The 23,849-nt window shown below is 56.1% G+C and carries 23 protein-coding genes, 1 tRNA gene and 2 pseudogenes; 4 read left to right on the top strand and 22 right to left on the bottom strand.

What is annotated here, in order from left to right:
• Positions 1-319 precede the first annotated feature (319 nt).
• The 4 genes from HMPREF0326_RS07100 to HMPREF0326_RS07085 all read right to left on the bottom strand — a co-directional run bounded on the left by HMPREF0326_RS07100 (position 320) and on the right by HMPREF0326_RS07085 (position 3,337).
• Entirely contained in the window at positions 320-1,294 is a 975-nt protein-coding gene (locus tag HMPREF0326_RS07100) for a hypothetical protein (protein WP_020990372.1), read from the bottom strand.
• Between the two features lie 494 nt (positions 1,295-1,788).
• The gene (locus HMPREF0326_RS07095) at positions 1,789-2,049 is read right to left on the bottom strand and encodes a Txe/YoeB family addiction module toxin (RefSeq protein WP_008685403.1); all 261 of its coding nucleotides are present in this window, start codon (positions 2,047-2,049) and stop codon (positions 1,789-1,791) included.
• On the bottom strand, positions 2,030-2,302 hold the full coding sequence (locus HMPREF0326_RS07090) for a type II toxin-antitoxin system RelB/DinJ family antitoxin (RefSeq protein ID WP_009303602.1): 273 nt from the start codon (positions 2,300-2,302) through the stop codon (positions 2,030-2,032). Before HMPREF0326_RS07090 ends, HMPREF0326_RS07095 begins: the two co-directional genes overlap by 20 nt.
• Positions 2,303-2,542: 240 nt before the next feature.
• On the bottom strand, positions 2,543-3,337 hold the full coding sequence (locus tag HMPREF0326_RS07085; protein ID WP_008685399.1) for a DUF3560 domain-containing protein: 795 nt from the start codon (positions 3,335-3,337) through the stop codon (positions 2,543-2,545).
• Between the two features lie 449 nt (positions 3,338-3,786).
• Between HMPREF0326_RS07085 and HMPREF0326_RS07080 the strand changes: the two genes are divergently transcribed.
• Positions 3,787-4,341, top strand: coding sequence for a hypothetical protein (locus HMPREF0326_RS07080; RefSeq protein ID WP_008685396.1), 555 nt, complete (start codon positions 3,787-3,789; stop codon positions 4,339-4,341).
• Here the strand turns inward: HMPREF0326_RS07080 and HMPREF0326_RS15955 are convergent.
• The 18 genes and pseudogenes from HMPREF0326_RS15955 to HMPREF0326_RS07000 all read right to left on the bottom strand — a co-directional run bounded on the left by HMPREF0326_RS15955 (position 4,308) and on the right by HMPREF0326_RS07000 (position 19,949).
• Positions 4,308-4,979, bottom strand: a complete 672-nt coding sequence (locus tag HMPREF0326_RS15955; RefSeq protein ID WP_008685394.1) for a GNAT family N-acetyltransferase — start codon at positions 4,977-4,979, stop codon at positions 4,308-4,310. The two genes, HMPREF0326_RS07080 and HMPREF0326_RS15955, sit on opposite strands and share 34 nt — an antisense overlap.
• Positions 4,980-5,145: 166 nt before the next feature.
• Positions 5,146-6,780, bottom strand: a pseudogene (gene traI / locus HMPREF0326_RS07070) (TraI/MobA(P) family conjugative relaxase).
• Positions 6,781-6,786: 6 nt separating this feature from the next.
• Positions 6,787-7,101: a plasmid mobilization protein gene (locus HMPREF0326_RS07065; RefSeq protein ID WP_051149925.1), complete on the bottom strand. Its 315-nt coding sequence runs from the start codon at positions 7,099-7,101 to the stop codon at positions 6,787-6,789.
• Complete coding sequence (locus HMPREF0326_RS15525; RefSeq protein WP_008685385.1) at positions 7,034-7,597, bottom strand: lytic transglycosylase domain-containing protein; 564 nt, start codon at positions 7,595-7,597, stop codon at positions 7,034-7,036. Before HMPREF0326_RS15525 ends, HMPREF0326_RS07065 begins: the two co-directional genes overlap by 68 nt.
• A 565-nt stretch (positions 7,598-8,162) precedes the next feature.
• Positions 8,163-8,438, bottom strand: a complete 276-nt coding sequence (locus HMPREF0326_RS16720) for a hypothetical protein (RefSeq protein WP_147568386.1) — start codon at positions 8,436-8,438, stop codon at positions 8,163-8,165.
• A 31-nt stretch (positions 8,439-8,469) separates the two neighbouring features.
• Positions 8,470-10,389 (bottom strand): ATP-dependent helicase, encoded by a 1,920-nt coding sequence (locus HMPREF0326_RS07055; RefSeq protein ID WP_198012616.1) that lies wholly within the window; start codon positions 10,387-10,389, stop codon positions 8,470-8,472.
• A gap of 29 nt (positions 10,390-10,418) precedes the next feature.
• Positions 10,419-11,279: an ATP-dependent endonuclease gene (locus tag HMPREF0326_RS17560; RefSeq protein WP_332248636.1), complete on the bottom strand. Its 861-nt coding sequence runs from the start codon at positions 11,277-11,279 to the stop codon at positions 10,419-10,421.
• Positions 11,280-11,342: 63 nt separating this feature from the next.
• A pseudogene (locus tag HMPREF0326_RS17555) lies at positions 11,343-12,548 on the bottom strand (ATP-binding protein); the annotation flags it as partial.
• A 307-nt stretch (positions 12,549-12,855) separates the two neighbouring features.
• The gene (locus tag HMPREF0326_RS07045; RefSeq protein WP_008685379.1) at positions 12,856-13,644 is read right to left on the bottom strand and encodes a hypothetical protein; all 789 of its coding nucleotides are present in this window, start codon (positions 13,642-13,644) and stop codon (positions 12,856-12,858) included.
• Positions 13,645-13,999: 355 nt separating this feature from the next.
• Positions 14,000-14,075 (bottom strand) — tRNA-Thr (locus HMPREF0326_RS07040).
• A gap of 215 nt (positions 14,076-14,290) precedes the next feature.
• Positions 14,291-14,662 carry a hypothetical protein gene (locus tag HMPREF0326_RS07035; RefSeq protein WP_009303586.1) on the bottom strand — a complete coding sequence of 124 codons (372 nt, stop codon included), beginning with the start codon at positions 14,660-14,662 and terminating at the stop codon, positions 14,291-14,293.
• A gap of 163 nt (positions 14,663-14,825) precedes the next feature.
• The gene (gene gluQRS / locus HMPREF0326_RS07030; RefSeq protein WP_008685376.1) at positions 14,826-15,836 is read right to left on the bottom strand and encodes a tRNA glutamyl-Q(34) synthetase GluQRS; all 1,011 of its coding nucleotides are present in this window, start codon (positions 15,834-15,836) and stop codon (positions 14,826-14,828) included.
• A gap of 4 nt (positions 15,837-15,840) precedes the next feature.
• On the bottom strand, positions 15,841-16,353 hold the full coding sequence (locus HMPREF0326_RS07025; protein ID WP_008685375.1) for a rhodanese family protein: 513 nt from the start codon (positions 16,351-16,353) through the stop codon (positions 15,841-15,843).
• A gap of 8 nt (positions 16,354-16,361) precedes the next feature.
• The gene (locus HMPREF0326_RS07020; RefSeq protein WP_020990369.1) at positions 16,362-17,237 is read right to left on the bottom strand and encodes a C40 family peptidase; all 876 of its coding nucleotides are present in this window, start codon (positions 17,235-17,237) and stop codon (positions 16,362-16,364) included.
• Between the two features lie 223 nt (positions 17,238-17,460).
• Positions 17,461-17,862, bottom strand: a complete 402-nt coding sequence (locus tag HMPREF0326_RS07015) for a flagellar basal body rod protein FlgC (RefSeq protein ID WP_008685373.1) — start codon at positions 17,860-17,862, stop codon at positions 17,461-17,463.
• 84 nt (positions 17,863-17,946) lie between these two features.
• Positions 17,947-18,750, bottom strand: a complete 804-nt coding sequence (gene folE2 / locus HMPREF0326_RS07010) for a GTP cyclohydrolase FolE2 (protein ID WP_008685372.1) — start codon at positions 18,748-18,750, stop codon at positions 17,947-17,949.
• Positions 18,750-19,169 (bottom strand): nickel-responsive transcriptional regulator NikR, encoded by a 420-nt coding sequence (gene nikR, locus HMPREF0326_RS07005; protein ID WP_008685371.1) that lies wholly within the window; start codon positions 19,167-19,169, stop codon positions 18,750-18,752. Before nikR ends, folE2 begins: the two co-directional genes overlap by 1 nt.
• 45 nt (positions 19,170-19,214) lie before the next feature.
• Positions 19,215-19,949 carry a class I SAM-dependent methyltransferase gene (locus HMPREF0326_RS07000; RefSeq protein WP_008685370.1) on the bottom strand — a complete coding sequence of 245 codons (735 nt, stop codon included), beginning with the start codon at positions 19,947-19,949 and terminating at the stop codon, positions 19,215-19,217.
• A gap of 102 nt (positions 19,950-20,051) precedes the next feature.
• Here HMPREF0326_RS07000 and HMPREF0326_RS06995 point away from each other — a divergent pair, with 102 nt between their 5' ends.
• The 3 genes from HMPREF0326_RS06995 to HMPREF0326_RS06985 are packed head-to-tail and all read left to right on the top strand — an operon-like array spanning position 20,052 to position 23,619.
• Positions 20,052-20,540 carry a CvpA family protein gene (locus HMPREF0326_RS06995; RefSeq protein WP_008685369.1) on the top strand — a complete coding sequence of 163 codons (489 nt, stop codon included), beginning with the start codon at positions 20,052-20,054 and terminating at the stop codon, positions 20,538-20,540.
• A 46-nt stretch (positions 20,541-20,586) separates the two neighbouring features.
• A complete protein-coding gene (mazG, locus tag HMPREF0326_RS06990; RefSeq protein ID WP_008685368.1) occupies positions 20,587-21,396 on the top strand; it encodes a nucleoside triphosphate pyrophosphohydrolase in 810 nt (269 codons plus the stop codon).
• 12 nt (positions 21,397-21,408) lie between these two features.
• Positions 21,409-23,619 (top strand): hypothetical protein, encoded by a 2,211-nt coding sequence (locus tag HMPREF0326_RS06985; RefSeq protein ID WP_020990368.1) that lies wholly within the window; start codon positions 21,409-21,411, stop codon positions 23,617-23,619.
• Positions 23,620-23,849: the final 230 nt, after the last annotated feature.

The following is a 23,849-nucleotide window of genomic DNA, read 5'->3' as shown; positions in this document are numbered from 1 at the left end:
GGGCCTTTTGCCTCCTGTGTTTTTTGTGTTTCTGGGCGAACAGCCGGGGTGTGAGGGCGGCTGTTCGCATTGTGTTTGGCATTACTGCGCAGTGCAGAACGTGCGGCCTCTGCTCCCGGCATGGCCGGGAAATTCCAGCCATGCCGTTGTTGCTGGAATGGGATAACTCACGCCGTCACAAGGGCCTTTTCCGGCTTGGCCGCAAGGATGGGTTCAAGCTGGCGCTCCGGCAGATGCAAGAACACGCCGCCGATTTCTTCAAGCTCAATGGCGCGGTCATAACTGGCGGCATCCTAGGCGCTGCGGGTGATGGCGTTGGTCAGGCCGTAGTGCGAAAGGTCGCCGTCCGTAATAAGGTGGCGCAAAATATTGTCCTGTTCGTCCTGGGTGAGACTGTAGGACTTGCCCAGCGCCTTGACGCTCTGTTCCACATGCCCGGTGATGGGGCGGGCATTGGCGGCCTGATCCGGTTGACCAGCTCTTGCAAGTTGTCACGGCTCACCATCTGGCGCACGGCGTCACGGGTCGCCAAGGCAAAGGCGCGGGCGTCCGCCTGCTGCGCTTCCTGCGAAAGGGCGAACAATGAGCCGTTGCCCTGCCTGCCGCCCACATGGCGGGTTGTGAAGGAACCAAGGGAGCGCGGCAAAATCATGCCGTTGGTGCAAGCCAGGGTGTAGGCAAGAAAGTTGATTTCCCGGCATCCATAGCCCACTTCGGAGTTTTTGAGCACAAGTCCTGCCTTGACTACTTCGCCCACTTGCCGCCCCTGACGGTTGACGGGAAATTCGGCCTCCAGCCCTTCAAAGGTAAGCTGTACATACATGCGGCGCTCGGTGATTTCCGAACTCTTCACGTCAACGGTCATGCCGTCGCGCTTTCCGGCTTCCAGCAGCACGGGAAACACCGTCATCAAAAATTCGTGGTTATCAAGGCGCTTGTATTTATCGGAAAGCACGGCGCGGGCCTTGCCGTCCAGGGTACGCACCATGCGGGATACATTTTGTTCGCTCTCCTGCCGCAACCATTCGTTGACGTTGTAAGACAAGAGCGCCGGGGCTTCGCTGCGCATCCGCTCATAGTAGCGGGTGGGGATGCTGAGGCGGCTTGCAAGGGTGTCGTGGCCGGTTTCGGTCATGGGGAAAAGATCGCTCTCGGCCTTGATCGCCAGGGCGGGCGCAAGCTCGTTGTGCGCTCTCATTTCCATCTGGCCGGAGGGTACAATAAGATCGTGCTGCGCGTTGCTCTGCCGTTCCACTTCCAGGGCCAATTCTTGAAGGGTCTTACCGTGAATCATTGTCTTTCTCCTTGGCATTTGTGCCTTCCCGTCCCCGGAAAACCTTTCCCCGGCGGCGGGAGGGGGCATTTGCCCATAGGTGCTGCCCCCTCCCACTCCAGGGAAAGGTCATCTATCAGTTGCGCAGCCTACCGCACGGCTTTTCACGCGCTTGCCGCGCCCTCGTAGAGCGGGCAGCCCGCGCCGCCTGTAGGGGGGAATGGAGTGTGACAAACGCAAGGAGAGAGGCCGCAGGGCGCGGAAGGGAGGAGCCTGCGACGAACCTGCACAAGCCCGGAGGCCGAACGCATGAGGCTTGGCGCACTCCATGCGCGGTGACGCGCACCCCCGGAAGGTGGAAGGGGTGACAATGGTTCTGGCCTGCTGCCTTCGGGTTGCAATCGCCAAAGCGCGAACAGCCGTATGCCCGCAGATCGTATAATCTGCGGGCATACGGCTGTTCGCGGTGCTTTGTTGTGAATCAGGTAAGGCTGCGGCTTATGAACATGCCGCAATCACACTTCATAATGGCCTTTGCATTGAATAATCTGGCAGGTGTCATCAACAATGCGGTACACAAGGCGATGTTCAGCGTCAATGCGCCTGCTCCACCAGCCTTGCAGGTTGCCCTTTAGCGGTTCAGGCTTGCCGATGCCAGTATACCCGTTTCGCTGAATATCCTTGATGAGCATGTGGATACGCTTGAGTATCTGCCTGTCGGTGCTGTGCCAATACAGATAGTCGTTCCAGGCAGTATCATGCCAGAGGAGCTTCATGGGCATCCTCGATCAGTTCGTGAGCCGTGCAGTTTTTCTGTGCGTCCATCTCATGCGCCAGCCGGGCAAGATGCGCCTGATTATGGGGATGATAAAAAGGGTCAAGGCTGGGGGTGAAAGGCAAAGCCTTTTCCCGCACCATCTGGGTAAGAAACATTCGTACCGCTGTTGCCACATCCATGCCCATATCGGCGGTGATGCTCTGGGCCTGGGCCTTGAGGTTTTCATCAATGCGGATTTGCAGATTCGCCATGACGGCCTCCTTGTAATGCATTTCATTACACATGTAATGTCAACTGTAGTTCATGTCAAGATGCCTTGAGGCTCTTGGGATTTTCCCTGATATGTTCAAGTTCTTTCGATTTTGGACTTCACGGCGGCCCTGCCGCCGATGCGGCTTGCGCTCGGCGTGATGTGAGCGCCGGGCGCAAGCCGCGAAAATTTTTAGGGCCGCCCGGTGTGTGCCGGACTGCCCTGGTTTTGATAGAGTCTATCAGGCGGAAAGTTCCGCCAGTCCTTGCCTGACGCATCTTGCCGCAAACAAGGCATTGCCTGTTATCTGGCGAACCCATGCGCCACGGGTGGGCGACCACTTGAAGCCGTGGGACTTCAAAAGCTGGCGGACATTCTCGGCGGGCTTGCCGTCAAAAATGAACATGACGCGGTTTTCCTCCGGGTCTTCCCGGTAGGTGTAGCCCTCGGCTTGCTCTTCCTTATGCTGGCGGGTGGCGGCGTGTTCCAGTTCGGCAATGCGCTCTTTCACGCGGCGCATGTTGGCGTTGTGGTTGGAAAGGGTGAATGGGGCATAGCCCACACGGCCTATATAATCCGGCTTGATTAAATCCAGTGCCTGGGCTTCGGTGAAGCCAAGGGGCACAAGGGCGGCAATACGGGCCTCGTCGGTCTTATGGCGGCGGATTGTCTGATTCGCCGCCTTCATCAGGGCTTGGCTGTTCTCCATTTCTGCCAACTTGGCACGGAGTTTTTGCAGGGCGTCCGGGTCGTCGCTGGAAATGCCGCCGTGACCAACGCTTGCGGCTTTGTCTTTGTAGTGCTCGGCCTTTTCCAGGGCGGCAAAAGCCCTGCCGAAAGTATCGTGTATGCGGCCCCGATAATTGCGGTCGCGCTTTTCGCTGTGATGCCCCACAAGGATGGGCTGCCCGAAAGGGATAGCTTCCGCCATTTTGTGGGCGCGTTCGTGGGTGTCCTCAAATTCCTGGCGGGCCTGATCGGCGCGGTCAAGGTAACGCTGGCGGCGGGCTTCCTGCTTGGCTTCGTTGCTGTTCATCTTCCTTGCTCCTTGGCATTTGTGCCTTCCCGTCCCCGAAAACCTTTCCCCGGCGGCGGGAGGGGGCATTTGCCAATAGGTGCTGCCCCCTCCCACGCCAGGGAAAGGTCATTTGTCAGTCGCGTAGCTTACCGCACGACTGTTCACGCGCTTGCCGCGTCTGGCAGCCCGCGCCGCCTGTAGGGGGGAATGGAGTGTGACAAACGCAAGGAGAGAGGCCGCAGGGCGCGGAAGGGAGGGAGCGTAGCGGACGAACCTGCACAAGCCCGTAGGCCGAACGCATGAGGCTTGGCGCACTCCATGCGCGTTGACGCGCACCCCCGGAGGGTGGAAAGGATGCCAATAACTGCCCTGGTGTTGCGACGGCCTTTGTGTGCAGACAAGGGATGCGTTATGAAGAAGGAGACGATGGGCCTGAAAGCAGCATACATGTCGCCAGGGAGGAGTGCATGATTATTCTGATTGGCGGGGAAAGCCACACGGGAAAAACGTGGCTGGCGCAGCGGCTACTTGAAAAATACCATTATCCGTATATGAGCCTGGATCACCTGAAAATGGGCCTGATCCGCAGCAATTTTCCTTGCAACTTCACTGCGCTTGACGACAATACGTATATTGCCGAGCAGCTAAGGGGAATCATCAAGGGGATTGTGGATACATGCCTTGAAAATCGCCAGAACCTCATCATTGAAGGTTGTTATCTGCCTCCCCACAAGGTGCGTGAGCTGCTGCATCCTGAAATCATAGAGCTGTATCTTATATTTTCAGAAGTGTATATTCGTAACAACTTTGAATTAGTGTTGAATAATGAAAACCTGACTGAACAACGAAAGCACTCCGAAGAGTTAACAGAAGATTTTTTAGTTACAGAGAATGCCATGCTCAAAATGGCGTGTATTGCCGCCAAAACAAAATATTTTGAAATTCAAACTGACTACATAACTGAGATAAAAAGCGTTTTTGACTATATTCATGAGCGAAAAAGCAATGATATTGCACAATAGAATTTAATTTTATATTCATGACAAACTATACATTGATTATTTTTAACGCTACAAGTTTTTTCAATAAAGTGATCATGGTACATGTCCCAATATTTATTGTATACGAATGTACTTCTATTATCAAAGTTGAGCTGATACATTCTGAATGTTACCAGTATATTTTTAGGTTGCCACTGCTCTTTATATGAATATTTGTAAAGCATGCCAATATTTTTCATAACTGCGCCACTTCTCGCATTATTAACGTCATGGGTGGCAGTGATATAGGGAATGTCTGATTTTTCCACCTGCTCAACAACAGCTTTGCAGGCTTCCGTGATAATTCCTTTGTGCCAAAACTCTAGCTTCAGTGCGTATCCCAAGTCATGGCTGTCATTATCTGCAATATTTACATATCCTATTGGAATATTGTCTGATTTTAAGCAAACCGCATATCGAAACCCTATTGGGCTTGCGTAGTGCTGGAAATAATTTTCCTGCAAAAAATATCGAGCCTCCTCTATTGTTTGCAGTGGGAAAAAAGGGAGATAGGTGTTGACATCTTTGTCATTCATGATTGCAAAGAAGGCTTGTACATCTTTTTCGGTGAATCTGCGCAAAATCAAGCGTGGCGTCTTGATTTCTATCGTGTTCTGCATTTTTTCTTCCAGATGTTTTGAGGGAGGCGTATTGCATGTTACACTGCGCACCGCATAGCAATGCTTTCTTCCTGATCGGTTAGCACCCAGGAGGGGCAGTAGTCAATTTCTGTAGCCACTTGATTGACATCATATTCCATTGCCGCATCAGAAAGCAGGGTCTGCCTCAGCGTGACAGGCACTTGCGTGGGCGTTCCTGAATCTTTTCAGCTTCGACATCAAAAACAATGCTGCCCTTGTCCATCCGCACACGCTGTCCCCATTTTTTGCGGGCATAGAACTGCGCCACCTTGACGGCCAGCTCGTCCGAACCTGAAAACAGCACTTCCTTGCCGGTGTCGCGCACCTTGCCGCCGCCGGGCAGGGTGAAGACCACCGCGCCCTTGGCGTCCACGCTACGGGTCATGTCTTCCGGGCGAACAGCCAGGCCGCGCAAGGCTTCCTCCTTGAGCACTTCTTCCATGCGTAAGTAAGCCAGCAGGGTTTTCTTGCCTTTGCGGCTCTGGTCGGTGTCGGCCAAGACTTCCACCTGCTTTTCCGCGTATTCCGCCTTGATGCTGTCCAGCGCGGGTGGCCTGAGGGCGGGGGAATCTTCCACCTCTACAGACTGTTTTCGGGAGCGCAGTACGGCCAAGGCGGCTTCATCGCCCTGGTCGGCATGACGGCGCAAGAAATCGTTCCATGATTCATAGGGTGGCGCGGCTTGTTCCTGCCGCAAGCGGGCCTTTGCTTCGGCCAGTTCTGCCGCTTCTTTTTTGCGGGCGTACTGGATCAGGTTGCGCCGGTTCTGCTTGAGCATGGTGGATTTTTCGACCTCTGCCCGGTGCTGTCGCCATTTTTCGTGTATGGCGGTCAGAGTCTCGACCTGTCGGGCTTTCACCGCGTCGGCCTGCTGCTTGCGCTCGGCGGCTTCGGCCTGATAGCGGGCGTACAGGGCTTCTCCTGCCGGACTGCGCTGTACCGGCCTGCTGCGGTAGCGGGATTCTTCTTTCGTCAGGGTGGGCATGGGGAACTGATAAGCCCCCAGAGCTTTTTCCAAGCGGCTTTTGGACAAGCGCCTGTCCACGTCACTGGCTTTCAGCGCCTGTTTGCCGTGACGATTCTTGATGATAAGGCCGTTGCCCTTTGGGCGGATTTCCAGTCCGTGCCGGTGAAGCTCCTTGTGTAAATCCTGCCAGTTCCGGGCGGCATCCAGTACCGCCAGAATGGGCGCTGTGCGCTCCCGCACATAGCTATCAAAGGATTGCACCCCCTGCTGTGCCTCCAAGGCTATAGCCCGTTCATTGCGCTGGCCGCGCTCCTGCTCCATGCCGTTGTCCACGGTCAGGCCATACTCGCGCTCAATCTCCCGGCACAGGGCATCGCGCTTGTTGTAGTCCCACGGGTGATCGTTGCGGTTCAGCGTAACCGGATGGATAAGATTGTAGGCGATCTGCATGTGGATATTCTGCGTGTCCGTGTGGATGGCGCAATGCCACTGATGCTCAGACAGGCCCAGCGCCTAGGTGAAGCGACGTTCAATGTCACGCAGAATGTCCGGCGTGAGCTTAGCCTCATCCTCCGGGCGAAAGCTGACCACAAGGTGGTAGCTTTTGTTGGACGCAACACGGGTGTTCAGAGCCTGCACGTCCTGCACCTCGGCAATGCCCTCGGCGTAATCATCCCCGCCCACGCACCCGGCGCACCACACCAGCGAGGGCTTTTCCTTGTCCTCGGCATACTCGCCGATACGGGCGATATATCGGGCCAGCCGCCCGTAATTGTCGTTTTCCGGCTCAATGGGGATATGTCGGCTTATCATACTGCCTCAAAGGCGGGCGATCAGATTCTGGATGGCCCGAAGGCAGTTATCCAGGGTGCGCAATATCGGGTAGGTATGCGACTTGTCACCGCTCTGGGCCAGGGCCTGCTTGAGCAGGCCGCCGATGCTGCCCATTTCCCCCTTCATGCGGCGAAGCTCCATGCGTTCGCGCTGGTGCTCAAGGCTTTTGACCGGCTGGCCCTGACTGGTCAGGGCCAGGAAGCGCGAAAGTGACAATCCGGCCCGGCTGGCGCTAGCCTGCACGGCGCTGAACTCCTTTTCCGTCAGATAGGTTGTCACGGCTTTTTTCTTGGTGGGCATGGGTATTCCTCACAGTGGGGGCTTTTGCGGGTATGGCGGGCTGGGGGGCTTTTTGCGCGGCGGTGAACACGCGCCATGCGTATTGCCGCCCGCGCTCTTCATCCGGCGAGTGGTATTTCCCCACGGCCCGCCAGTTAAGGCCGTGCCGGGCGATTTCCTGTTCCAATATCCAGACGCCCCAAGCGCGGTTAACCTCCGGGTCGAGCAAGGAAGCGGGCGGGATATTGTGCCGTTCTATCCACCAGCGGTTGATCTGCATCAATCCCACATCAAAGCTCTTGCCGCTGGCCTGGGCGGCGGCAATGATGGCTTCGGCCTCCTGCCGGGTGGCGGGGTAGTAATCTTTGCCAGCCACGTTGACGGCAAGGGGGTTCAGGCTGGATTCCTGCCGGGCAATGGCTTCTATGAGCCAGGCCGGGGGCCGGGTTTCCTCTGCCGCCGCCGATACCGCCAGCGGCAACACAAGCGCAAGCGCCGCAAGTATTGTCTTGAGCATTTTTTGCCTTTTGGGTTTGAGCGTTGAACACGAAGTGTGAATAAGCCCGCCCTCCCGCGCAGGGAGCCGGTCGGGAAGTCAGGCCGAAGGTACTGTACTTCCCATGTCCGGCCCTCTGAAATGCCGATACTGTAGCATCTGTATAAGCATTTTGAACTGCACAACTAGCTATTATGACAACTTATTCTTAAATATTTTTGTGTACTATTAGCTGCGCTTGCCTATGCTAAAAAATGGATACGCCTCATCTGCACATGCCTAAATATACTTCCGTATTCCTCAGACGCTTGCAGGGCGGCCATGCAGACTTTGCTAATGTGCAAGGATTGGCGGATGAAACGTGATGGAGTGGGAAGCGCAGTCTCACAATTTTGCAGCAGGCTGCTGCAAAATCAGGAAGGTGCAGGTATGGTTGGGGGAAGGGGATGTGTCGGCGTAACCTTGTGGCTTTATCCAACAGCCATTACCCTACTTTCAGGGCAAGTAGGGATTTCATCCGCGCGGAGGTGAGGCTTTATGCAACCCGTCCTCGTCGATAGCGCCAAGGTAATGGCGAAAGGGCAAATCACGCTGCCCAAAGACATACGGGTGTAATATCCACAAAATTATTTTTTGATTGCAAGTCTTCAAGGGAAGAAAGCCTACTTTCGATGTCGCGTAGCCCTTGCCCGACTTCTGCCAGCCAGTCATATTTCCGTTTTTCCAGCGATGGAGTGATCAGGGCCGCAAGCAGTTCGTTTAGAGCCGCACCAGCAACAGGAATGGAGCTAACCCCTGCTTTTGCAGCGGCCAAGGCGTAATCTTTTTTATCTAGGCTTTTCGGCGGAACATATTTCTCCATATACTTCCCCTTGGCATGGTCCTTTGTGCCACTACTGAGCAGCGTCAAGATTAAAAATCCTATCGCTCATAAATAGCTTTTGCGCCCCAGCTAAGACGCTCTGTGAGGGCGAATTGAAAAAAATCGCTAAGTTTTCCCTGCTTCTGGTACAGCAGACATAAAATATCTTCCGCGTCCGCTCCAGAATTCCAGCATCATTCGTTGGGGAGCTCCCTGGGTTGCCAAGCTCGCTAAATAACTTGTCAAAATTATACTGAGACCATTTGCCATTATCCATAACAACCAAGACGTTGTCGAACTCATCACCCTTTGTTTTGTGCTGAGTGGAAAATGGTGTTTGCCCTTCAAGGTAGCGATACAGACTTAGAAATTCTGCATAAGGAACTTGTGATACTCTATCATAAATATACCTGTTTTTCTCAACAAAGCGTCGCAAGGCATCACCTTTTAGACAAAGCCGAAGGGTATGGGCTAAATCAATGACCTCTCCAATGGTTTTCCCAGATTCAGTGTTCAATATTTTTTGTATATGATCATGTAACACCTTTTTGTCTGAAGCTTTTGCTATCTTAAAGTCTGTTATTTTTAAGAATTGACTAAAGTTTCGACTTTCATACAAACTAATAATATTTTGAATTTTGAATAAATGCTTGATCAGGGCATCACGGCTAGAGCCTTTTTTTGCTTCTACTTCTGGCGTCTGTTTTTTGTCGTCGATTAGGTGGTCTTTATCAATATAAATTTTGAAAAACTCTAGAAAATCGTAGCTTTTTGCCGCCTCAAACAGATCTGAATGCTCGTTAATATACTCCTGCATCCCTGCTGTTGGGAGAAGCTTTTTGTTTTTAGGAAACTTTGTTTGCAAGTCATCCAAAACTTCTCCAAAGGTTTTCCCTGCATAAATATCGCGCTCAATGCCATTATCACGCAAAAAATCTTTAACCCTCTTACGATAATCGAGAATTTTATCTTTGTCGTATATTTCCATCAAAGTTGGAAAGTTTGCTTTATCTGCGATCAGATTATGGGTCAGGTTGAGTTCTTTTGTTTTGAGGGCATCGGAAAAATCCCATCTCAGAAAATTACGTACTAAATCTAAGCTTGAAGAGCTTGAGTACAAAAACGTAGCCGTTCCTGGCTTCACGGCCCCAGTTTTAGTATCCATATTGGGCGCATCAATTTGGTCAGAAGGATGCTGAATAATATTGTCAGTTCTCAACTTATTCGCCAATTCAATCACAGCCTGTGGGTTTCGCCGATTCTGTTCAAGCTTGACTTCATGCACCGTGCCAGCACTTAAATAGTCGTTAAGATCACCTACTCTTTTATCGTAAATAGCCTGCATAGAATCGCCAAAAAATCCAATAATGTTTTTCTTTTTACTTTGGGAAGCGTGGCGCAGAAGAATGTTAATAACTTCAATTTGCGTATCTTGATATTCATCAACAAATATAAAACGATATTTATCTTTAATTATATCACAAAGCTTTGAATATTTTTCAAACATTAAATTTGCTAATAAAATTACTTCATCGTGAGAAATTATCCCCTCTTGCAACCGCAATACTTCTTTATACTGTATTCCATATTTAAGTGGTGAAAACAGGTTGTCTGTGACAACAACATCATCAGGAAGGACAAAATTTTTATCTTCATCATCCCTAATCCGCTCTAAGAGAGTTGACTGCAATTCGTTTTGGAATTGCTGCATGTTATCCCATAAAAAATCGTGGATAGTCGAAACTCTCAAGTTATCGTGAGATATCCGCGCCGTAATCTGGTCAACGGCAGTATTCGTGTATGTTATACACGCAATTCCTATATGCGGGTTTTCCTCAATAACTTTTTCCAATACTTTTACCAAAGCATATGTTTTACCACTCCCAGCACCCCCACTAAGCAAGAAATTATGCCCTGTATGGATGTGTTCCAAAACTTTATCAACAACCAATTCGGTTTCAGTTTTTACAGCTTGCGCAGCTATTCCAGCCCCTCCTCAATGTAGTGTGGAACTGACCAGACATTCTTGGGGTTATCATCAGAGGCGGTGAGAACCTCTGGGTCATGGAGGAGGATATCAAGCGCAAAGGCGGATTTTTTCTTGATACCTTTCTGGGCCAAAGTGAAAGAATCTGCTGTCTGCTTAAAGTCAGTAAACCATTTTGGGCGTAAGGATTCAAAACAGTCACCATGCTCAGCAATAACCTGCTTATTTTCCTCAATAAAAGTGTCTTCGAAGGAGCATCCACCATACGCGCCGTTGGCCCCATATTGATACGCCGTAAAAATATTCCCGCCCGCCATTGGCTGCCATGTCCCGGTCTTGGGATTATACCCAACCGTTTTTCCTGTACTATCTAATCCGCAAAAATATTTGCAGTCATTATTTTTGTCGCGGCAATGGAAAAATCTTAGCGAGTCATTCCAGGTGTAAAGCGCATTTGAGGCAGAAGAGGGGCATGAAATATGATCGGGTTTGCCGTCGTCGCCTGGTTCGTCATAATATGTGTCAATGTCAGTGATTACTAATGATTTTAGCCCGATGAATTCAATGAACTTGGCAAATATCTTTGAGTGCGATCCTGCACCATCAACGATAGAAATATTTTGTGACAACAAGGGCAGCCCTTGAGGGTGCTTCTTGTCCATTTTTAACATCATTGACGGCAGCAAAATTCGTTCTGAGCCTCCTTCGACAAAAATAGCTTTCTCTGTAAAAAATAGCTCACTACAATTAATAGTAAGATATTGTTTAAGGAAACGGTACGCAGCTTTGCCCGCATCACCTTCTTTTTCGTAAAGCGCCTGAAGTTCTTGAATATTTTTCGCCTCAACTGCCAATCCTGAAGGTAAGCGCTTCAAATATTTGATATCATCAAAATCGCAATTTGTGACTATGTGTGCTGAGTGAGTGCTTATAAGGCATTGAAGATTAACACTAATGTTGTCTTCTCTGACCAGTTTTTTGGACATTAATTGCTTTATATTTTTAATAAAAACATATTGCATCTGGGGATGTGTATGAGCTTCTGGCTCTTCAATGAAAAGGATATTTACGTCTGACGGTGTTTCCAACTTGTTACGCCGAATGCGATTGAGAGTAGCATCAAGCTCAAATAATATGCTAAATAAATTCATGTATCCCAGGCTGTTATAGTGTTCTGGAAGATTTTACCCTTCATGTTGGTACACTATTGTGGCATTGTTCTTGAGCAAGTCATCCGGCTTTAAATTCGACATGACCTGGATTTGTGTATCACCAGGAACCATGCCGCCAAACTGCTTAATAACATTAGCTATTTCGCTAAATATAGTAGAATATACCCTACCAATTTCATGGTCTGATTCAACAAGTGTTCCGCGTAAATCTTTAAATGCTTCTTTCATAGTATCATTATATTCGTTTGCATTAAATATATTAACTATCTGCTGAGAAAGTGTACTATTATTATATTTATTTGATACATCGCGGCGTGCGCTTATATAATGAAAAGAAATTATATCTTTTATTTGATTTGTTGATTGTATTGGAATAAACATTTTTTCTATCAATGATGATGTTTTTACATCAAATTGAACGGATTTAATTTCAAGTTTGAAATATTTTTTTATCCCAATATCAAAAAATTTATCTACTGCTATTTCGTCAGACAGAGTGCTCCCTCTCTTTTGTTTTATTTTTAGCAATGAGTCAGAAAATTCGTTTTTCATTTTTACTAAATTTTCATAATCAAGAATATATTCATATGAAAGAACAACGATATTGTTTTCTGGATCAAGGTCAACGAACAAACGACTTATTTTGCTAATATCGTCACTGTCTGAATATGATATATAAACTTTCAAAGAAATTTTTATAGGAGTATATTTTTCTTCTTCAGGAAGTGAGGATAAAAAATAGCTTTTTAAATATTTTTGTGTTGCTACATTTAAATCATTAAAAACAAATCCTTTTGCTTCTTGATAGTTAATAAATTTATCTAACACAGTAAGCAAAGATGTTTTAGCAGTATTATTCTTGCCAATGATCAACGACAAATAATTTTCTGGTATCAGCACAAAATTATTGAGCAATCTAAAGTTATTGACCTCTATTTTGCTTATTTTCATAACGCACAGTGCCTCTTTATGTTTGGCTTGAGATAGATATGGGTTATCGAATTGCTGATACCCTAATGCAAAGCTTTGCATTTATCAACGTAGAACACCTTGCCCTGTTTTCAATTTTTGCCTTTTGGTTTTATGCGCGACAGCTACGGGGCAACCATGCGACACGTATTTTTTTTGCGGGCATAGTCGGGTGGGAAGAGGCCCGTCATGCTGAATCATGGGCGGAAAATTCGGTTTTGGTCGGGTAAGCAAGGCAAGAAAGACTCAAAATCCAGAAAAACCCCATGCGGATAGATGGCAGCGTCCGCTAAGCGCGCCTGCCGGGGCTGTAGCCCACTGGCAATCCGAGTTCAGCGTTAGTTCGACATCGGCACTCGTCGGGGTCGAAACCGGCAATCATATATTTTGCGCAAGCCATGTTCCAGCGCCGTGTTTCTTCCATGCGCTTTTCATCGGTTTGGAAAGAGGGCTGTTGAAAGAGCATTCTGCCTGCCTTCTTGAGTGTGTCCCGCATCCGGCCCATAAAGTCAGAAAGCTTGCGGTTCAGCTTCTGAGCCTTGCGCCGTAGCCTCTCAGACGCCTTTTCCCGTTCACGTTGCAGCATGGGGCCAAGGCCCAGCCACTCGAAGAGCGTATCCGTCACCACGCGGATGGCCCGACAGCCGAAGTAGTCCCCTTCCTCGTTCTGGGTGCGCGGCTGCGTCACCTTCATGAATCCCGCTTCCTTGAACAGGGCAATGGCCCGCTCGATCCGGCGCTGACCTATGCCGGAATCCCGCACGATGGTGCGCATGTCGATGTCGATGAAGCCGCTGGCGGGCGTGGGAACGCCCAGGCACATGGAAGCAAGGTCGAGGTGGCTCAGAATCGTTTCCAGCACGATCTGGCAGGCCTCACGCCGTTCTGAGCGGGTCTGACGGTTCGGGTGTGACAGCAGGGGGCATTTCTTCGGATGGAAGTACCACGCCTTGGCCCGTTCCGCCGCCAGGGACAGGATACGCGGCAGGCCGCCCTTGCCCTTTCTTATAGGATGAGCAGGACTCAGCTTCGGCTGCCGGGGATCATGGCCGCAACGGTTGCCGGAAGGGGCGCTCATCGTGCGCCCCTCATGCCCGTAGGGCGGACAAAAAGGGCGAAATTACTCAGGGTATAAATAGGGTAGAAAAATTCTGCCCGCAAACCCGCATGAACACAGGAAATTCTGTATATAGCGTGCCGCAGGGGCGAGGAAAAGAAAGGAAAAATGCCGGGAGAAAGCGGGAACGTCTTCTGTTCAGAATTGCCTGAAAAACTGCCCTCAAAGGCCAGGGTATAAATAGAGTAAATTAAAAATTTCTGTAATACACTAAAAGAAAAGGATATTTTATGTATTTTTCGCCAAATTTTCCGCTGGAGGCCCAAAACGAAGCAAGGGTTTATGTGCTGCTTTTGCACATAAACCCTTGAAATTATGGAGCCGCCTGTCAGATTTGAACTGACGATCTGCTGATTACGAATCAGCCGCTCTACCAACTGAGCCAAGGCGGCGCGGGAAAATTTGTTTGTCGCGCCAGGGTATAAATAGGGTAGAAAAGTCCGAAAAATGCCCTTGTGATGTTCAGGGTAACTTCTTGATTTTTCTAGCCTTAATTCTTCAAAAAGCTCCGCCGCACTTCTTATTACGAATCAGCTGCTCTACCAACTGAGCTAAGCTGGCGACCGGCTTCTATTGCCAAAAAAGAACCGCTCTGTCAAGAAGGGCGTCAGGGCCGTTCCAGCACCAGCGGGATGGCGTGCAGCTCATGGCTGATTTCTTCCGTGGGTTCCAGGCTCCAGCGGCTGGTTTCGGGCCAGCCCAGGCGCGCCGCCACAGCTTTGGCCACACCGGCCACATTGAGCACCGGATGGCGCTGGAAAACCTGGGGCAGGCCGTAGGTCAAATTACAGACCAAGCATTTGCCCGGCCGCCGGCGCAGTTCAAAGGCCAAAACCGCCCGGTCGGGCGTCACGTTCCGGCAGACCAGCCGTATGTCGTAGGCCCCCTCCTCGGCGCCGCCGAACAGCGCGTCAAAAAAATCATCCGTCCGCTGGGCCGGAAAAGCTGCATCCAGAAAATCCTGATCAAGCGTTGCCACGGTTCTACACACTCCTGCTGAGAGATACGCGCCACTGGGGGCCGCTTCACAATACCATTGCTTCTTAGCGGTAAAAATGCCCGGCCATGTTTCACAAGGCCCGCGAGTTTTCCGCAGGAGGGCTTTGCCCGCCGTCAAGCGGAAATCTCAAGCGTACGATGCGTTATGACGCAAGCCGACGCAAATCCTGATCCGTCACGCGCTGGTCCGCGCCGGGCAGGCGCTCCAGAGCAAAATCCGGCAACAATTCCGCCGGGAGCACGGGCCAACCGCGCGGGTTGAGCCCGGCCAGCCGGGCCAGCAAGCCCACAATGCGCCTGGGGTCCGCGCCCCGCTCGCGCAAAACCCGCAAGGACAAACTCCGGTGGCGCTTGGCCAAACGCTGGCCCTCGCCATCCAGAAGCAGCGGAATGTGCGCATACGAGGGGACAGCATGCCCCAAAAGCCGCAAAAGAGCGATCTGGCGCGGCGTGGAAGACAGGATATCCCGCCCGCGCACCACCTGGTTTACGCCCATAAGCGCGTCGTCCACGGCCACGGCCAGTTGATAGGCCAGCACGCCGTCGGAACGCCGCAAGGCGAAATCCCCGCCGCATTCCGCCAAACAAAAGGATTGGGGCCCCAGCAGCGCGTCCACAAAATCAACGCGCTCCGCCGCGCAACGCAGCCGCACGGCGGCCTTGCGCCCGGCCCGGAGCAGGGCCTCCCGCTGTTCCGCGCTCAACTCCCGGCAAATGCCGGGATAGGGCGCGCCCGCGTCATCCACATGCGGGGCCGCGGCCAGCAGGCGCAGTTCCTTTCGGGTGCAGAAACAGGGATAGGTCAGGCCCGCGGCCTCCAGCCGGGCCAATGCGTCCGCGTATACGGCTGTGCGTCGGCTCTGCTCATACGGCCCGGCGGGTCCCCCCACATCCGGCCCCTGATCCCAGTCCAGACCCAGCCAACGCAGATCTTCCAATAAGGCCGTTGCGAATTCCGGCCTGGAACGCTGGGGGTCGATGTCTTCCAGCCGCAGAATAAGAACGCCCTTGCGCGCCCTCACCGCCAGCCAGGCCAGCAGGAAGGCCCAGGCATTGCCCAGATGGGCGTAGCCCGTGGGACTCGGGGCCAGCCGACCGCAAATGCGGTCCGCAGGCTGTTGCGGCGGGCCGCCCTCATGACCGCGAGGCGGCATGGGCTTATTTTTTGTTCCAGGGCATGGCCGAAAGCAGCAAGCCCAGGCCGCAGAAGCCGGTCACTCCGGCAAAGACCAGACCCGCGCCCACAAAGGCGGACAGCCAGATCATGGGCGGCCAGACGAACACTCCGGCCAGGCCCAGCAGCACCAGCGCGCCCGCGCCGATCTGAATCTGGCGGAACAGAGGCATGCTCTGCCGACCGCGCTCCACCGGCAGGCCTTGCTTGGCCCAGGTGCTGACGCCGCCTTCCATCTGCAAGGCGGGTCCTCCGGCCAGTTCTTCCAGCAGGTCACTCTGCTTGGTGGTGCGGTTGCCGGAATTGCAGGTGAAGACAATAGGCAGGTTCGGGCTGGCCGGGGCCAGATGCGTCCATTTGATGACGGAGAGCGGGGCCACTTCAGCGCCGGGCACGCGCACGGCGTTTACTTCATCGGGCTCCCGGATGTCCACGAGACGGATTTTTCCGTCCCGAAGTTTTTGCAGGGTTTCAGCGGGACTGATAACAGGAAGCATGAATATACCTATGATTGCTTGCGGCTCTTGGTGCCGGAAGATTTTTTACTTTTCTGGTGGGAAGAGGAGGCCACCTTGGGAGAGGCTTTCTTATCGGAGGCACGGGCAGCGGTTTTGCCGCCCTTGGAAGCGCGCTCGGCCTTGCTTTTTCCAACCTTGGCTGCCTTGGCGGGTGCGGCCTTGGCGCTGCGCCGCGTATCGTTGCTGGCGACCTGCACCACTTTGTCGCGGGAGGCGCGGCGTGTTTTCACACTGCGGCGGGATTTGGCCGGGCTTTTTTTCTGCACGGAGAGTTCGCGCACGGCTTTTTCCTCGGCATAGTCGTTGAGACGGCTTTCGGCCTGGGCCACCAGGTTTTCATTGCCTTCAAAATTCACACGGCGCGCGCCCAGAAAAGTGCTGCTGAAATAGGGGTCACTGAGAGAGTTGATCCGCACTTTGGTGCGGCGGCGCGGGCTGTGGATGAATTTGCCGTCCCCCACGTAAATACCCGTGTGATAACCCCGGCGGGGATGGCGGAAGGCCACAATGTCACCGGCGCGCATATCTTCCTGATTCTTAATGCGTTGGCCCACCGCAGACTGCTCCCGCGCGGTGCGCGGCAACTGCACGCCCACGCTTTTGTAGGCCCAGCAGACAAAGCCCGAGCAGTCAAAACCGCCCGGACTGGACCCGCCCCGCACATAGGGGGTCCCGATGGCCGAACGGGCCTTGCGCAACAGCTGCCTGCTGGCCTGGGCCTGGTCTTCGTCCAGAGCCGCCTCATAGGAACGGCGGAAGCGCTCCACACGCATATTCTCATCGGCGGCATTCTGTTTGGCCGCGCACCCGAAAGCCAGGCCGCAGCCCATAATCAGCGCACACAGTTTCAGATATTTACCCATTCGCACTCCATTCCCAGCATGTTGCGCTTGAAATTGCCGCGTACCGAAGAAGTCAATTCACCTTGCGACAATTTCGCGGCGCGGATCTTGTAGAAATCCGCACAGAGCATTCAGACATTTTCAATGCAAGCCATTCCGGCAATGACCGTCCCACCGGCAAGCGGCGGGCAACGGGATAAAAAAACGGGCAGGTCCATCCCGCCCATTCCGGTAATTGCGTCATTCAGGCCTTAAGATCCAGCAGCGTCCCCAGCATGGCGTCGCCGGTACGGACAACCTGGGCGTTGGCCTCATAGGTCCGCTGCGTGGAGATCATCTGCGTCATTTCACGCCCCAGATCCGTGCCGCCGGGATTAACAAAGTCCGACTCCATGGACGCCGGAGCGGTGGATACGGCCGGGTTATTGCGGACCTCGGCGGGAAGCCGTCCGGCAACGCCGGAATCCTGAAGCACGGCATCCAGCCGCACGCCCCGGCCGCCGGGGCCCGTGGCATAGACCGCGTGTTGCGGCGCAAAGCCCGCCGTGTTCACGTTGGCCACATTGTGCGCCGTAACAGCCATACCCCAAGAATGGGCATTCATGGCCGACGCGCCCAGATTCATACTGCCGGTAATGCCGCTCATCATTTACACCTTAGCGGCTCTCATAGCATAAAATCAGCCCACTGCAAAACGCTTTTTCCCGTGCCGGACCGGATCCGCCAAACCCTAAGGCCGAGCGCCTTTCCGGGCTCCGGATGCGGCCAGACTGCGTTCGATGCGGGCAAAGGCGTTATGGTTGTGGATGGACTCCATGCTCTCCACCTCCACGCTGAACCAGTCCACATGCGTGTGCCGGGAAAGGCGCTGCGCCACATTGCGCACCACGTCCTCCACAAAGGCCGGGGCGGCAAAGGCGTGCTCGGTGACGAATTTTTCGTCCTCGCGCTTGAGCAGGGTATAGACCGCCGAGGAACCCGACTCTTCGGCCATCTCGATGAATTCCTCCAGCCAGGAAAAGCCGGTCATGCGCACGCGCATGCGCACGATGGCCCTCTGGCTGTGCGCGCCCTCACGGCTGATGGCCTTGGAGCAGGGGCAGACGGTCATCACCGGCACGTCCAGATCCAGCAGAAAGGACTGCCCGTTTTCACCCAGTTCGCCGGTAAGGCGGCAGGCATAGGCCACGGTGCCGGGGCTGCCCGAGGCCGGGGCCGCCTTGCGGATGAAATAGGGAAAACTGAAGCGCGCCCAGGCCCGCCGCGCGCCCAGGCGTTCCTTGATGTTTTCCAGCAGGCGGCGCACCGACTGGTAGCTGATTTCCTCATTCCACTCCTCCAGGGCTTCCACAAAACGGCTCATGTGGGTTCCCTTGAAGGCCGAAGGCAGGTCCACGCCCAGGTCCACGCTGGCCACGGTCTGCTGGCTGCCCCGGGCGCGATCGCGCACCAGCAGGGGCAGCCTGAGTTCGCGCACACCCACGCGGTCGATATTCAGAGGCACTGTGGGGGCATGGCTTTGTACGTCTTCCATCAGGCCAGATCCTGTCCGGTTGTGGTCACGCTGAACGTGCCGTGTTTGACGCCGCGGCAGGAGATCAGCCGGTCGGCCAGAGCCCGCACGCGCTCGGCCTCGCCCTTGAGCACCAGCACCTCCAGGCAGTTGTAATGATCCAGATGCACATGCAGGGTGGTCACGATGATGTCGTGGTCGTCGTGCTGAATACGCATCAGCCGCCGCGCCAGATCGTTTTTGTGGTGGTCGTAGACCAGGGTCAGCGTGCCCGCGCCCTGCCCCTGGGATGTCCGCCAGTCCTCTTCGACCAGAGCCTTGCGGATCAGGTCCCGGATGGCTTCCGAACGGTTGGAATAGCCCTTGCGCGCGCAGAGCGCGTCAAAAGGCCCCAATAAATCCTCATCCAGCGATACGCCGAAACGCGCCAGTTTGCCCATACATTCCGCCTGCCGTCTGTAGAAATAATTCCAGCCCGTGCGCGCTCAGTCCGCCCGCCGCCGGATTTCCCATACCTGCACGGTCACCGGCACGGGCTGGGCATAAAGGGGCTCCACCCGCGCGGTATGCACACGCCGCCCCTGCCAGCCGCCGCTGTGCAGGGCGTGCAGAAAAGCCTCATACACTGAGCGCCCCGGCTCGGCCACCCAGGCCGCGCCGTCCGGGGCCAGGGCATGCTCCAGAAAGCGCAGCACCGGCGCCACAAAACGCTTCTCATACATGATGTCCCCGCCCCAGATCCGCGCCATGCTCCGTGCACGCACCGCCGGGCGCCGCCAGTCCATGAGCGCCCAGCACGGCGGCGTCACGCCATTGAGAGCCGCGTTGCGCGACGCGAAATGCAGGGCGGCTTCCTCGTAATCCACAGCCGTGACCCGCGCGCCCAGCCATTGGCCCACCAGAGCGGTGAGTCCCAGGCCGCAGCCCAGATCCAGGCAGGCGCGGCCCGCGATCTCCTCTTGCCGGGCCGCCAGCCAGCCGGCCAGAGCCACGCTGGAGGGCCAGAGCTCAGTCCAGTAGGGCAGCCGCTCGTCCTCGAAATTATGAGGATCGGCGGTCATGGCATCCCAGAGTTCCTCCAGATCGGCGGCCCGCGTCAGGCGCCATTGCCGCCCCGCCGCGGCCACGCTGATTTCCGGCGTGTAGGCCTCAAGAGCGGCGCTCTGCCCTCCGGGCCCCTGAGATTCCGCCGGGGCGGATGCTGCGGATACGTATTTCACGCGAAGGAATATAGCCCAACGTCCGGGGGCTGTACAGCGGGCCGCATTGTCTCACAGCGGCGCTTCTGCTATGGTGCGTCGCGGAGGCTGAGGGAACCGCATATGGGGCAAGACATTTTTGATCTGATCATCGTCCTGGCGTTGGTCTTTTTTGCCGGACGGGGCTTTGTGCACGGTTTTGTGGGCGAAGTGGCCGGGGTGGTTTCGCTGGTGGGCGGCTTCTGGGCCGCGCACGCCTATCACTCCCTGCTGTCCCCGCGCCTCACGGCCATTGCCGACCCGGCCTGGCGGACCATCGCCGCCTACGTGCTGATCTTTCTGGCCGTGATTCTGGTCGTGGCCGTGCTGGCCCGCCTGCTGCAGAAAATCCTTTCATTTTCCTTCGTCTCCTGGGCGGACAGGCTGGCGGGCGGCCTGCTGGGCCTGGCCAAGGGCGTGCTGCTCTGCGCGCTGGCGCTGCTGGTGTTGCAAAAATTCTTTCACGACGCGCCGTTCATGCAGCATTCGCGCGTCCTGCCCTATTTCAACGCCCTGATGGAACAGGTGCGCACCTGGCTGCCGCCCGATCTCGTGTCCCGCCTGGGAATCTGAACCGGCGCGTCATATGCCCATACTCATACCAAGGATGCACAGCGTTATGGAAAAAAGCGCATTGGAAGAGTTGCAGAACGTCATCGAACGCCTGACGGGCCCGGACGGCTGCCCCTGGGACAAGGAACAGAGCCCGGAAAGCCTGGCCGACTACATTATTGAGGAAAGTCACGAGCTGGTCAGCGCCATCCGCTCGGGCAAAACGGACGACATCCGCGAAGAGCTGGGCGATGTGGCCTTTCTGCTGCTCTTCGTGGCCCGTTTGTGCGAAAAGCGGGGGCAATTCAACTTCAGCGACGCCCTGAACACCAGCCGGGCCAAGATGATCCGCCGCCATCCGCACGTCTTCGGGGACACGGTCTTTGAAAACCTGGACGAGCAGCTCAAAACCTGGGAGGCCATCAAACGCGCCGAACACGCGGACGCCGACGGCGCGCCCCAGGGCATTTTCGACAGCCTGCCCGCCAGCCTGCCGCCCCTGGTCAAGGCCTACCGCATCCACTCCAAGGCCGCGCGCGCGGGCTTCACCTGGCCCGAGGACGAAGAAGTGGAACAGCAGGTGGAGGCCGAATGGCTGGAATGGCTCGACGCCTCGGCCAACGGCGACGCGGAGGCCCAGAAGCACGAACTGGGCGATCTGCTGTTCAGCATTACGGAGCTGGGCCGCCGCAAAGGCATCAAGGCCAATGAGGCTCTGGATCTGGCCACGTTGCGTTTCCTGCGCCGCTTCGCCCGCATGGAAGAACTGGCCCGGGAGCAGGGCCGGGACTTCACGGAGCTTTCCCTGGACGACAAGGACGAGCTCTGGAACGCGGCCAAGGCGGAGGAAGAAGCCCAATCCGCCGCCAAGGCCTGACGGAGACGGCCCATGCCGCTACGGACGCGACCTTCAGCTTCCTCCAGGGCCGGACGGTCGGCCGGGCTGCCCGTCCTTCTGTCGGCCGTCATGGCCTGTTGTCTGGCCTCTTGCCTAGTCTGTTGCCTGGCGGCCTGCACGCCCTCAAAACACGCGGCGCGCCCGGCCTCCGGAGCAACGGCGGCCCAGGCCGCAAGCAACGGCCTGCCCAGAGCCGACCCCGGCTATCTGCAATGGCTTGAGCGGCAATCCATGCTCGGGGCAGCACCCGAACTCACCGCCCAGGTTTCCGGCACGGAACGCATCTGGCGCAACAGCAGCACGGCCCGGCGGTTGCCTGTGCTGCTGGGGGCCGCGCCCAACTGGTTCGCGCTCAATCCGTACACCGTCAGCACAGGACAGCCCGTGTTCCGCGCCCTGGCCGGAGGGACCGGGGCCGGTTTTCCGGACGCGCTGCCCCAGGCCGGGCTCAAGGGGCTGTTCGTCTCCCCCACCGGCGAGCGCGGCGACCTCTGGAACAAGCACAACCAGTCCTCGCCCGGCGGGGAAAACGTCGCCTCCCTGCGTTTTGACCCGGCCCTGGGCTCGGACGCGGACTTCGAAAAACTGGCTCAACGCCTGGAACCGTTGCAGATCCAGATGGGCGGCGAGCTGCCCCCGGCAGCCACGGGCCTGGGACCGGACTTCATTCTTCAGGCGCGGCGGGCCGCGCGCTTTGACGGCATCTACGCCATGATCGCGGTGCCGCAGAAAGACTGGGATCTTTTGCCCCGCCTGCCGGACGAGTGGGAATGCCTGCCCCTGCGGCCCGAAGCCGTGGCGCAACTGGCCCAGCGCGGCCTTTTGCCCGACGCCCTGGTGCGCGATTCCCTGCCCTGGGCCACGCCCGGCGGCTGGGCCGCGACCGGCGAAGTGCGCGGGGCCGACGGCCGGATCCGGCGCTGGGTCTACCGCTACAGCGGCGACGCCCTGCGGCCGGTGCTGCTCTGGCAGGACCCATCGGGCCAAGCCAGGCGCATTTTTTCCGCCGCCATCATCCGGCATACCGGCCTGCAGCAGCAGACCCTGACCGGCCTGCGCCTGGAAGCCCTCATGGGCCTGGACGTGCCCGCCGGAGCGGCTGAAGACGCGGCCGCCGCGCAGGCGGCCCATCCCGGCGGCGCGGATGCGGCCCGCTTCGCCCGACTGACGCCGGGCCTGGACGCTCTGGATGAAGCCGCGCGCGAAGTGCATCGCTACGGCGGCTGGGCCATGCAGGACGACGTGCTGCCGCCCTCGCTCACGCCCGTTGTGCTGGCCGGGGCCGTGGATTTCAGCCGCGACAGCATCACCCCGGCGGCCGCCGCCTATGCCCTGCTCAGCGGCGACGCGGCCCCGCTGGCAGCCCTGCTGCGCGCCTCACAGGCCTCCGGCGTGGACCAGAGCCGCCTGGCGCGCGGTCTGCACGACTGGCAGGCCGTGGACTGGCGGCCCCTGCTGGACCTGCCGCAGGGCCGGGAACTGATCCGCAAGGCGCAGCGTCTGGCCGGAGCCCCGCCCGAGGCCGTGCAACTCTGGACCACGCCCGCCTCTCTGGCCGCGCGCGCTCTGGGCCTGAAACCGGCGGAAGCATCGGCTTCGGCGGTGGACGGCAGCGGCAAAAGCGCGGCCCTGCGCGAAGCCTGCCTTTTGCTGCTGGGCTGGCGTGTGGGCCTGCCGGGCCTGAGTTTTGTGAGCCCCCAGGATCTCAGCGGGGCGCTGGACCTGTCGCGCTCCACGGCGGATCTGCCCGCCAGCCTGGGCCTGACGCCTCTCTGGGGCGGCAATCCGGGCGGCGTCGCACCTGACGCGCCGTCGGCTTTCGGCGCTCTGGAACAGCAATGGGCGGACAGACAAAGTTTTCTGCACAGTATGGCCCGCCTGTTGCGCGCCCGCCGCGACGCGGGTCTGGCAGAGGGCAAACTGCTGGCGGTATTCAGCGGACCGCCGGGCTGCGTGGCCGTGCTCAGCGCCCTGCCCTCGGGCGGCTGCTGGCTGCTGGCAGCCAACTTTTCCGCTGAAAAACGCATTTTCCCCCTGGCACTGCCCGCCGGTATTACGGCGCGCACTGTCCGGGACATCGGCGGCGGCCAGGACCTGTCTTCCGCCTTGACGCGGAACGGGCACGGCCTTGAACTGGAGCTGGACGGCCGCCATTCCCGCCATGTGCTGCTGGACGGCCCGGCAGCGGGCCTTGGCCGATAGGGTTTTGAGACAAAGTAACATTGAAAAGTTACTTTGCTCCAGCGGCTACGAAAGCAGACGCCCGCGCCGAAAGCCAAGGCAGGGCCGCGTTCCCGCCGCGCGTCAGCCGTTGCCGCTGGGCGGCTTGTTTGAGCCGTTCACGGCGAAGCCGTGTTACGGATCAAGACAGCAGCGCTACGGATGACGACAGCGACGATAGGCTGAGGGCAGCGTCACCTTTGAGAATGTCA

Origin of the sequence: Desulfovibrio sp. 3_1_syn3, assembly GCF_000145315.2 — a bacterium.
Lineage (GTDB): Bacteria > Desulfobacterota > Desulfovibrionia > Desulfovibrionales > Desulfovibrionaceae > Desulfovibrio > Desulfovibrio fairfieldensis.
The sequence above is the reverse complement of the archived record's forward strand: the minus strand, read 5'-3'. Positions and strand labels throughout refer to the sequence as shown.